The organism is Aliivibrio sp. 1S128, from assembly GCF_001691065.1.
Classification (GTDB): Bacteria; Pseudomonadota; Gammaproteobacteria; order Enterobacterales; family Vibrionaceae; genus Aliivibrio.
In genome coordinates this window covers 99842-110769 of sequence record NZ_MAJV01000036.1, presented here as the reverse complement: position 1 = coordinate 110769, position 10928 = coordinate 99842, and the positions used below count along the sequence as shown (strand labels likewise).

The window sequence follows — 10928 nt, the reverse complement described above, 5'->3', positions numbered from 1 at the left end:
TAAAAAAGCCAAATAATAATTTAATATTATTTGGCTTTTTATGTTTGTTAATATAATTATTTTTGTTACTAAATTATATTAATTATTAACGACGATAGTTACCGCCACGGTTTTGAGAGCGGGCTTGGTGCGCTGACGCTGATTTAGCTTGAGAAAGCAGAATCGATTCAATCGTCAATTCCATTGGTTCACGAGGTTCAAGACCATGAGCGAATGTGCGTGAACGTGGAGGCATTTGATATTCAAGATCAGACGCTTTAGGCATACGTTTAAAACGGTATAAATAGAAGTTTTCAACCTTCTCTCTTGCCCATTGTGTTTTCTTCAAATATTTCACACTACTCACCATTGACGGGTTTGTGTTGAAACAGTTTAAACGCATTGCGGTGTCTAGAATTTCCCATCCGTAATGATCAACCAACTCTTGCAGTAAGATTTCTAACTTAAGACCGTGTAATGGGTTGTTCTGTTGCAGTTCAATTCTTTCTTCTTCAGTCATAACGAATTCCTAAGTTTAACTAACGCGTGAATGATTGTCTTAGAGAGACAATGATATTACCAGTAAATAGGCGGCGGATTATACAGGGTTATCACTCAAAATATAGCATTAACCCGTGAAATATAAGTAACTATCTTTAGGGTGATTATAACGTAAAAAACCAACCACAATAAACCCTAAGGCCATTGTGATTGGTGAGTAAAAATAAACTCAAAGACAGTATTCGTTTATGCGTTACTTTCTGCAGGCTTAATCTTAAATAAAATCGCGTACATTACCGGCACTACAATCAGTGTCAAAATAGTCGCAAAGCCTAAACCCGCCATGATAGTGATTGCCATTGAGCTAAAGAAGGCATCAAACAATAGTGGGATAAGCCCTAATATTGTCGTTAATGCCGCCATACTCACAGGGCGCACACGACTGATCGCACTGTCCACTATCGCAATGTACGGATCTTTTCCTGAGGCCAATTCAATGTTGATTTGATCAAGCAAGACAATCCCGTTTTTCAAAATCATACCGCTCAAGCTTAATAAACCTAAGAACGCGGTAAAGCTAAACGGCATATTGGTGCTCAATAAACCAAACGCAACACCAATGATGGACAGCGGAACCGTAAACCAAATCACTAACGGCTTTTTAAACGAGTTAAACAGCAACATTGTAATGATAAACATGAATAAGTAACCCATTGGTAATGAACCAAATAGAGACTCTTGTGCATCTTTTGATGATTCATATTCTCCACCCCAAGTAATTTCATACCCTTCAGGTAACGGCATTTCCAACACTTTTGGTTGAACACGCGCTAACAAACTTGCAGGTGTATCATCACTTAATAAATCATGATCGGCCATTACCGTAATGGTGCGTTTTCTGTCGCGACGCTGAATAAGAGGATCACTCCAATCTAGGTTCACCCCATCAATCACTTGGTCTACTGGAATGTAGCTTTGCAATGATGGACTCCAGATCTTCACGTTTTGCAGTGATTCAAAATCCACACGCTCTACTTCTGGCAAACGTGCCACAATTGGCAGAGTATGTGTGCCATCACGCAGCATTCCTAATGTATTACCACCAAATGCCATTTGCAGCGTATTTGATAAGTCTTCTTTTGAGATCCCTAAACGACGCGCTTTCGATTCATTAAACTCAGGCGTTAGCTCTTTAGTACGTTCACGCCAATCATGTCGAATGTTTCTTGATCCTGAATCTGTCGCGAGAATATCTTCAACATCAGTCGCTAAATCACGCAGAATTTGAGGGTCGGGCCCTGAAATACGCACTTCAATCTTAGACGCAGGAGAAGGACCAAATTCCATCATTTTGAATTGAAATGTCGGTTTATCAAAACGTTTATCTAATGAATTAGTTAGGTTTTCTAATAAGCTGAACATCGCATCACGATCGGTCGTTCGGATCTGAAATTGTGCATACGCTTCATAGCTTTTTTCTGGTTGATACGTCAGAGCAAAACGCTGCATACCTTGACCAATCGACGCTGATACAAACTCAATGTTGTCTTGCTTATTAATGTAGCTCTCAACCGCTTCTGATTGCTTAATTGTCTCACGAATATCAGTGCCCTCTGGCATCCACATATCGACATAGAACATTGGCGTGTTTGATGCAGGGAAGAATTGCTGCTTCACATTACCAAACGCCATTACCGCAACGACAAGTAAACCCACTAGCGAGACAACCGTTACCCAACGGAAGCGTAACGCTAATTTAAGTGATGAGCCAAACGCAGTAAATAAGAACCCTTTGTAAGCGTCTTCTTCTTCACCTGTATTTTTATCTTCTTCTTTCAATAGCAAGTCAGCTAAGAATGGCGTGATTGTAATAGCCGTTACCCAACTTAAAAACAGTGAGTAACATAGAACCCAATACAAGTCGCCCATGAACTCACCAGTGGCGTCTTCAGACAGACCAATCGGAGCAAACGCGGCAATCGCGATCACTGTTGCGCCCAATAAAGGCCATTGTGTTTGTTTTACAATGTCCGCAGCTGCTTGAACTTTGGTTCGCCCTTTTTTGAGGCCAACTAAAATCCCCTCAACCACTACAATGGCATTATCAACCAACATCCCTAGCGCAATAATTAATGCCCCCAATGAGATACGATGAAGGTCAATGTTGTTGTAGCTCATTAAGATGAAGGTACCAAACACGGTCAACAATAAAACAACACCAATAATGATGCCGCTTCGCATACCCATCGCGAACAATAAAACCAAAATAACAATCGCGACCGCTTCACCTAAACTGATGATAAAATCACGAACTGACGTATCTACTTCTTGCGCTTGGTTATAGAAATAACTTAACTCAAGTCCCGCAGGTTTTATTGATTCTAAATACGCTAGCTCTTCTTGAACACGCTGACCAACTTCGACCACGTTTACACCAGACGCGAACGATAAACCGATATTTAATGCATCTTTCCCGTTAAATCGGATCACATTACTCGGTTTCTCTTGTGTGCCACGACTAATGGTCGCTACGTCTTTTAAGCGGATCAAATTACCCGTATCACGACCATGAATAATCAAGTCTTCTAACGATTCAATCGTGGTTAACGTACCGCTTGGACGAATGGTTAAGCTCTCGCCATTCACCAATACTTCACCCGCCTGAACCACGTTATTTTGTTGGTTTAATAGGCCAGCCACGGTGTTCATGTCTAGATTCAGTGCGGCTAAGCGATCGAGTGATATTTCAACAAACAGCATTTCTTGTTGATCACCCGCGATAGAGATTTTACCGACCCCATCAATCAGCTCTAATTCGCGCGTTAATGTGTCCGCATAACGTTTTAACTCTACATAGTTATAATCGTCACCCGTCAGCATCATCATTACGCCAAACACGTCACCAAAATCATCAATGATCTGTAAAGATTGAACCCCTTGAGGCAAAGTTGGTTTCAAATCATTAATTTTACGACGCATTTCATCCCAGATCTGTGGCAACTCATCTGGACCGTAATCCATCTTCATGCTCACCATGATCTGCGACATCCCATTAGAGGAAGTCGATGTGATTTTATCGATATAAGGTAATTTACGGATCGCTTTTTCTAACGGATACGTTAACTCTTCTTCAACTTCTTTTGAGGTTGCCCCCGGATAAGTCGAGATGATCATCGCATCTTTAATCGTAAAAGCTGGGTCTTCTAAACGGCCTAAATCTAAAAATGAGGTGATTCCACTAATAGTTAAAATAACAATGAATAGCCAGCTAATGACTTTGTTTTTTATTGAATATTCAGCAATGTTCATTATTGTTGATTCTCCACTAACGTTACCTTTTTGCCTTCACGTAATTTTCGTAAACTTGAGTTGGCAAGAACATCACCTTGAGTAATACCAGAAGCCACAATTGCTCCTTCACCGTTAATTTGGCGAATAGTCACTGGCACTTTAACCGCTTGCCCATCACGTATGATCCACACATAAAACAGACCTGCTTTTTGACCCGCTTGCAATACCGTTACGGGTACATGGTAGCCATCAATTGAGGTTATTCCGGCTTCTACCATGTCCACATTCACCGTGGCACTGGTGCCAGGCAAAATCTCAGTACTCGGTTGAGGCATGGTTAAGTACATCTCATAGGTTTGAGTTTGAGCATTTGGCTCACTAGTGTGCTCTAAATACTCCATAGAATAAGAGCCTGATAAACCTACAAATGTAGTCACCGGATGGTAAGAATCTCGATTGGTTTCAGGATTTATCATGGCTAACACGTTATCTGAAAGATCAATACGCACGTACACTTTATCGTTTTGATACAAATTCAGAATGGGCTCGCCTGCCGCTGCACGTTCAAACTGCTCTTTATAAACATCAAGCACTTTGCCGCTAAATGGCGCAACAAGATGAGTATACGTTAATTGATTTTTTGCTGAACGATACGTCGCTTGCGCCAGTTCTCTATTCGCAAATAATTCATCAAGTTCCGCTTTTGAAATCATAGCGCGACGGTTCAATTCTTTACCGCGTTGGTACTGTTTTGACGCTAACGAATACTGTGCCTTAGCATCATTAACCGCTTGTTTTGCCTTGCTATCTTCTAGTTTTGCAATGAGTTGGCCTTGTTTAACCACATCTCCAGCTTTAACTAATACCTCTTGGATCTCACCAGTAACTCGAAACGCAATCGGGGTTTGCTCAGCAGGAACCACTTGGCCTTTAAAAGAGCGAAATTGTTGAGTCACAGGCGCGCCAACTGCAAAGCCTGAAATATAAAGTGGCTCACTGGTTTCTGTTACCGCTTCTTCTTGGCAGCCCGTGAGCATAAAGAGGCTCAGTACCAATAATGAATATAATGAACGCTTCATTAAATACCTTCCTCACGTTGCCATGCTTTTACTGTTTGACCTTCAACAAGGCTATCAACGCCAGCAATCACAACATAGTCATTTGCATTCAAGCCTGATATCACCAACCCTTGCTCGTTTAACGGTAACGTCGCTTTAGTGACCGTATTTGTTTCATCATTCATTAACCACACTTGCCCTTGCTTGGTGTTTTTATTTACCCACGCACTTTGGGGTAGTTGCAAATAATCAGCGCTTTTCTGTTTTGGAATATGAACTTGTCCCGTCATACCCGTTAATAGATTACGCCCTTTAGGTAAGGCCATCGTTACAATCGCTTCATAACTGTTCGTGTCTAAATTAGGCTGCGTTGAGATCTCTTTAAATCTACCTTGAATTTGATTGTTAGGCTCATTATCCATGGTTACCCACATATCACTGCTGATTAATGCCGGAATAGAAACTGAATCCACATAGCTAATAGGTAATGTCACCGACACATCCAATGTTGAATTATCAATCAGATTTAAAATCTCTTGTTTCTCACCCACAATTTGATGTGGTTTTACGTAGGTATACGAAATAATGCCAGAGAACGGCGCATGAATTTCGGTATAACTTAAATCCGTTTTTGCTTGCTCGTAATTTGCCAATGCCGCTTGATATTGTGTCTCACGCTGATCGTAATCATTGGTACTAATAAGCTTCTTACCGTACAAACTTTTCGCGCGACTCCATTGTGTCTTCGCTAATGAGAACTGTGCTTTCGCTGCATCCAATGCCAGTTGTAAATCATTTGGATCTAGTGATGCCAATAACTCACCTTTAGTTACGGCTTGTCCCATTTTTACTTTGATATCAGAGACTGCACCACCTACTTGGAATGACAATTGTGCTCGATACGTCGCATCAATACGCGCAAGAAACGCATCAGAATCAGCAACTGCGAGATCTTTTATCGATAATAGTTTTACAGGCTTAACTGTCATATCTGTGGTTTCAGATATCGCTTTTTCACAACCAGTTAGCATTCCTGACAGACTTAATGCCATTACAGCACCTAGGAATGTGCGCTTTATATTTAGTTTTCGCACAAGTATCTCCACTCATTTTATTTACTACACAGCTGTGCAGTATAGTTTTAATTTGAAGTAGATCAATATATTTTACACTTGTGCAGTAAAACAATTGAAAAGTGAATTTTTAAGTACGCGTTAGGTGCTGAACTTGGTATGCTTAGGCCATCAATACGCATTAGGCTGTACAGAAATCAGAACTATTAGCAACACTTAATACGTATATATTGGTAATTAATAGCACAAACTAAGGGTGAATAATGACAGAGAAAAAGCAGGGAAAAAGAAGTACCGAAGCTGCTGAACAAACAAAATGTCAAATCTTAATGGTTGCGGCAACGATGTTTGGCGAGCTAGGTTACGAGCGTGTATCACTGCGTAATATCAGTGAAAAAGCGGGCGTTTCTCACAGTCTTATTCGTCATCACTTTGGTAGTAAAGATATGATTTGGAAGGCGATTTGTGATGCCTGTGATAAACATATGCAAAGCTACTTAGATGCGATTATCGAGTCACTACCAACCGATAAAACACCCAGCTATCGCATTTATCTATTCATTATTAAGCTGTCCGCTTTTACCTTGATGAACCCACAGCCAATTAAAATGATTGCTGATGCCATTCGCCAAGATGACAATGCATTACTTGAGTACTTCTTAAAAACTAAGTGTGAATTTGAAGCGATATTTAAAGATCTTTTTGAAGAGTACAACCAAGCAAATCCAGATGGGCAGCTCGATATTTGGGAAACCAAATGGCAAATGTTAATTTTTGCTCATGGTGCATCAAGCTTAACGCCAATGATGTCTGAAACCTGGCCACAATTTGCAGATAACCATGAAAAACTGCTACTGCAACATTGGAATCTATTTAATCAAAATATGGCGGCTAAGTTTTCAGTAGCTAAAGACGATATACTGTGCCCAACTCACCTTAGTGAATTATTGATTGATGTTGAGTGCTCATTAAAACAAGAATAATAATGCTATAAACATAAAAAGGCTTCTATCACTAGAAGCCTTTTTACATTAAAAATCATAAACTAGAAATACACGTAATACCTAGTTATATGCTCGGGCTAATGTACCTTTACCCTTACAGCTATAAACATCTGCGTTATTACACACAAAGACCGATTGTCCCGCGTGTAATGTCGTTACCGAGTCATCACTTTCAATAATCACTTCCCCTTCTATACAAAAGAGAATTTCAGCACCACGAACATATTGTTCAGCACTCTCTTCAACCACTTCGATAATTTCAAAACCAAAATCATCAACAGGGATTGGGTAACTGTGTTTACGCTCTTTTTTTATCGGGTGTAAACGAATGTCATCAAATGGAATAGAATGGAACTCGGTATGAGAAATCAGCTCTTCAATGTCCATGTGTTTCGGCGTTAACCCTGCTCTTAGTACATTGTCAGAGTTCGCCATGATCTCTAATCCTGTGCCTTGAACATAAGCGTGTGGTGTTGCGGCGTGTAAAAACATCGCTTCACCCGGTTCAAGTTCAATCACATTCAACATTAATGGCGAAAACAGCCCTATGTCGTCTGAGAACTCTTCACTAAATTCCGCAACCATACCAAACGCTTCACGCGCTACTTTGGTTTTGGCTTTAGTATCAGAGCCTTCAATCAATTGCGCTAATGCATCGGTTTTGTCTTTACCTGTCAAACTCATTACCGTAGTAAAGAAAGCTTGTAAGCTGCTGCTTGTTGGCGAGGCTTTTAATTGAGTGACCGCTTCTGATAATACCGAGACATTCGCTTGCTCAAAGATAGACACCATTTCAGCAATAGGACGAAAGCCATTCATTGCTCTATAAAACGTCAGTGCATACACCAACTCTGGTTTGTGATTCGCGTCTTTGTAATTACGGTTAAACGCGCCCAGCTCTATACCTTGTTGGTTTTCTTTTTCAAAGCCTAACTTTGCATCGCTCAACTTTGGATGAACTTGCACCGATAATGGCTTATCTGCGGCTAATACTTTAAATAAATAAGGTAAATCACCAAAACGTTGATGCGTATAACGACCTAACGTTTCAATCGGATATTTTCTAATTAGCTCTGACAGCAACTCACCTGTTGCTTCCACTTTTGAGCAACCATTTGGGTGTGCGCCCATCCAAATTTCTGCTTGAGGCAAGCCTTCTTGGTTCTCTATTCCAAACAATTGTTGGATAGAGGTTTGGCTGCCCCATGCGTAGTTTTGAATCACATTGTCGAGTTTAAATATGTTGGTTTGCATTATATATGCCTACTACTCTAATGATGATGAAAAGTAATCGTAAACCTCCTCCCAAAACATGAAAGAAGAGGTTTACTTTCAAATGAAAAACCTTAGAAAGTCACTTTGAACGATTTAGCCTGACAAGGGGATATCAATCCAAATTGCTCTATCGGTGTTTGTACCTCTAATAATTCTTCATCCATTCTTACTTGATTCCAGAACATCACATCTTGAGAAAAACGAACATTATCTTCTAGTGATCCCGATTCCGCAGGGTTGTAGACTCTCAAAATTAATGCATCAGAATCTTCTGCTTTTTTCAGCACACTTAATACCGCGCCTTTTTTCTCTTTCTCTAATAAGCTGAATGTTAATGGTAGATTTTGCTCACCAACATTAAGCTTCATTGCGTTGTATGGGATCTTGTTATAACACTGAATTGGGGTCACGTTATCACGCGCTTCTGCCATTACATTTGCATCAATGTGATTGCCAGCAAAACCAAACAATGCAAATTCACACACTATTTTTCCACGTGTTTGAGAATCTGGTGTTGGGATCTTAATACCCGATGGACGACCTGGACGAGTAAGTAAATTCTCTTTACCTAACACGCCAACGCCTCTAAATAACGTCAATGCTAACGTGTCACGCTGCTCACTATGTGAAGCAATCACTTCAAACTCACGCAGACCATTGGTCATTACGGCCATGCCTGCGGTGCCATTTTCAAGCGCTGCAAAATTCATTAGCTGATAAATAGGGACTGGTGCTTCTTTCCACTTTTCTTCTTCCCATACTTCCATCGCAGGATCATTCGTTGGGCGAGTAATAACCCCAAATTGATTATCTGCAACAACGGTGTCGGTAACAAATTTCGTTGGAATTAACACTCGAACTCGGTGATCATCCGCTTGGTTATCCATCTCCATACGTACTTCAATACGACGAGAACCTTGCTTCAATACCACTTGGCAATCCATATCAACGAATGCATCTTGGTTTGAACGTGATTCACGCGCTTCTAAGTTAGTAGGCACTTGCATACGTAACTTGATTGAAGCAACTGACTGATAACCTTCATGTTTAATGCTTGTTTCTGCGGTAAACTCATCAGAGTGAATCAACCATTCTTCACGAGAAGGTGAATAATCGTATTCATCACCATCATCAGAGCCATCCTCTAAACGCAATACTTGCTCAAACGTCTCTTTTGTTTCTTTATCGAAAATACTTAATGTGCCGTTGGTGTTCACATCAATGCGATAGAACTCATTTTCCATAAGGTAATCTTTTTGCGCTGCAACTTTTACACGCCCTTCTTCATTTGCCTGAATATGAAGGGTCGTAAAGCCCATTGCTGGTACCATTTGATTAATTTGAATGTCGTATTCAATAAACGGGTCGTAGTTTCCGTAATGCACAATTTGACGGTCAATTTTACCAGGGTCAATCTCGCGTTGGTCTTGAATGAAGTACTCAACTTGATTGCCTTCATCATCAAAAATAGAAAACTCTTGAGCACGAATAGTAATGGTCGTGTTAATCACTTCTTCACGAACGTAAGGCGATAAGTTGAAGAACGCCAATTTGTCACAGCCTTCACGAGCAGGCATGTGATCAACAATTTTACGCTTATAGAAATTGATTAAGTTAGTTGCCATGTCGTCAGCTAAAATGTAGCGGTTTAAAATCTCAGCGTGAACCTTGTCAGAACAACAACAACCAATCGAGTCATGCGCATGGTTTTTCATGCTTTCTTTCCACATTTTCTCGATCAAACCGTGGTGATATTCAAACCCTAATGTCCATGCGATAGACGCTAATGGCTCAAGAATATTGACGATCTTATTCTCAACTTCAGCATGAATAAGTTTAATGTCCATACGCGTTGAAGAAATACTGCGGTGAACACGCATGTACTTACCATCATTAAACTCGCCTTTAATGGTATCAAGTTGATCACGCATGCCTTCGATTTTTTCAAACACATCTTCAAAACGACTCATCATAAATTCACGATCAGGGTAAGCCGAACGCAATGTGTCCATCACTTCAAAAATGTTGTTTTGAATTGGCATCTGGTCGTGACCATTTGGCAATAAAATGTCTTTGGTTACTGACGCATTTTCTAATACTTTAAAATAAGTATCTAGTCGGCTGCGTAGTGCTTCTTCATCTTCAGGTAAGTACTTACCAATCGCGTAGCCCAATGGCAATACTTGTGCCGTTACTTCACTGCCATCATTTGATTGCCATAAAAATTCTGTTTTATTTGTTCCGTGACGCTCAGAGCAACCACGCCAAAACATGGTTCTATCAATTCCAAATGCGTTATAAATCATTGGTAGTTGAGAACTCATCGAAAATGAGTCAGGTAAGTAACCAATTCTCATTGGGTTACCTAATTCTAAACAATCTCGTAGACCATACATCATATTACGAACAATCGATTCGCCTGATACTTGCATCGTATCGGTTTGAGAATACCAAGGGCCAACAATCAATTTATCGGCTTGAACTAGCGCTTTTACTCGTTCTTTGTGTTCTGGTTTAATCGCAAAGTAATCTTCTAATAACGCAGTTTGACCATCTAATACGTAGTATTTGTAGTCTGGATCCGTTTCCAGACGGGTCATGATTTCTTCCATGTTATTAAGAAGAAGAATGCGAGACTCTTCTGTTGTGAAATACCATTCACGATCCCAGTGCATGTGTGGAGTAATATGAACGCGTGATGTAGTAGTCATAATTTTTTACCTGATTTTCTCGCCGCTTTTACAGCC

At 40.3% G+C, this 10928-nt stretch carries 7 protein-coding genes; 1 reads left to right on the top strand and 6 read right to left on the bottom strand.

The annotated features are described in order from the left end of the window. Positions 1–85 precede the first annotated feature (85 nt). The 4 genes from A6E03_RS07165 to A6E03_RS07150 form a co-directional block, all read right to left on the bottom strand. Positions 86–499 (bottom strand): VF530 family DNA-binding protein, encoded by a 414-nt coding sequence (locus A6E03_RS07165; RefSeq protein ID WP_065592358.1) that lies wholly within the window; start codon positions 497–499, stop codon positions 86–88. A 227-nt stretch (positions 500–726) separates the two neighbouring features. Continuing rightward, positions 727–3789 (bottom strand): efflux RND transporter permease subunit, encoded by a 3063-nt coding sequence (locus tag A6E03_RS07160; RefSeq protein ID WP_065600518.1) that lies wholly within the window; start codon positions 3787–3789, stop codon positions 727–729. Further along, positions 3789–4850: an efflux RND transporter periplasmic adaptor subunit gene (locus A6E03_RS07155; RefSeq protein ID WP_065600517.1), complete on the bottom strand. Its 1062-nt coding sequence runs from the start codon at positions 4848–4850 to the stop codon at positions 3789–3791. The genes A6E03_RS07160 and A6E03_RS07155 overlap by 1 nt, the downstream gene beginning before the upstream one ends. After that, positions 4850–5923: an efflux RND transporter periplasmic adaptor subunit gene (locus A6E03_RS07150; RefSeq protein WP_065600516.1), complete on the bottom strand. Its 1074-nt coding sequence runs from the start codon at positions 5921–5923 to the stop codon at positions 4850–4852. Before A6E03_RS07150 ends, A6E03_RS07155 begins: the two co-directional genes overlap by 1 nt. A 242-nt stretch (positions 5924–6165) precedes the next feature. Between A6E03_RS07150 and A6E03_RS07145 the strand changes: the two genes are divergently transcribed. Beyond that, on the top strand, positions 6166–6885 hold the full coding sequence (locus tag A6E03_RS07145) for a TetR/AcrR family transcriptional regulator (RefSeq protein ID WP_065600515.1): 720 nt from the start codon (positions 6166–6168) through the stop codon (positions 6883–6885). An 81-nt stretch (positions 6886–6966) separates the two neighbouring features. On the opposite strand, the gene manA is transcribed toward A6E03_RS07145, so the two are convergent. Next, a complete protein-coding gene (manA, locus tag A6E03_RS07140; RefSeq protein ID WP_065600514.1) occupies positions 6967–8160 on the bottom strand; it encodes a mannose-6-phosphate isomerase, class I in 1194 nt (397 codons plus the stop codon). A 92-nt stretch (positions 8161–8252) separates the two neighbouring features. Next, positions 8253–10892: a mannosylglycerate hydrolase gene (gene mngB / locus A6E03_RS07135; RefSeq protein WP_065600513.1), complete on the bottom strand. Its 2640-nt coding sequence runs from the start codon at positions 10890–10892 to the stop codon at positions 8253–8255. Positions 10893–10928 lie beyond the last annotated feature (36 nt).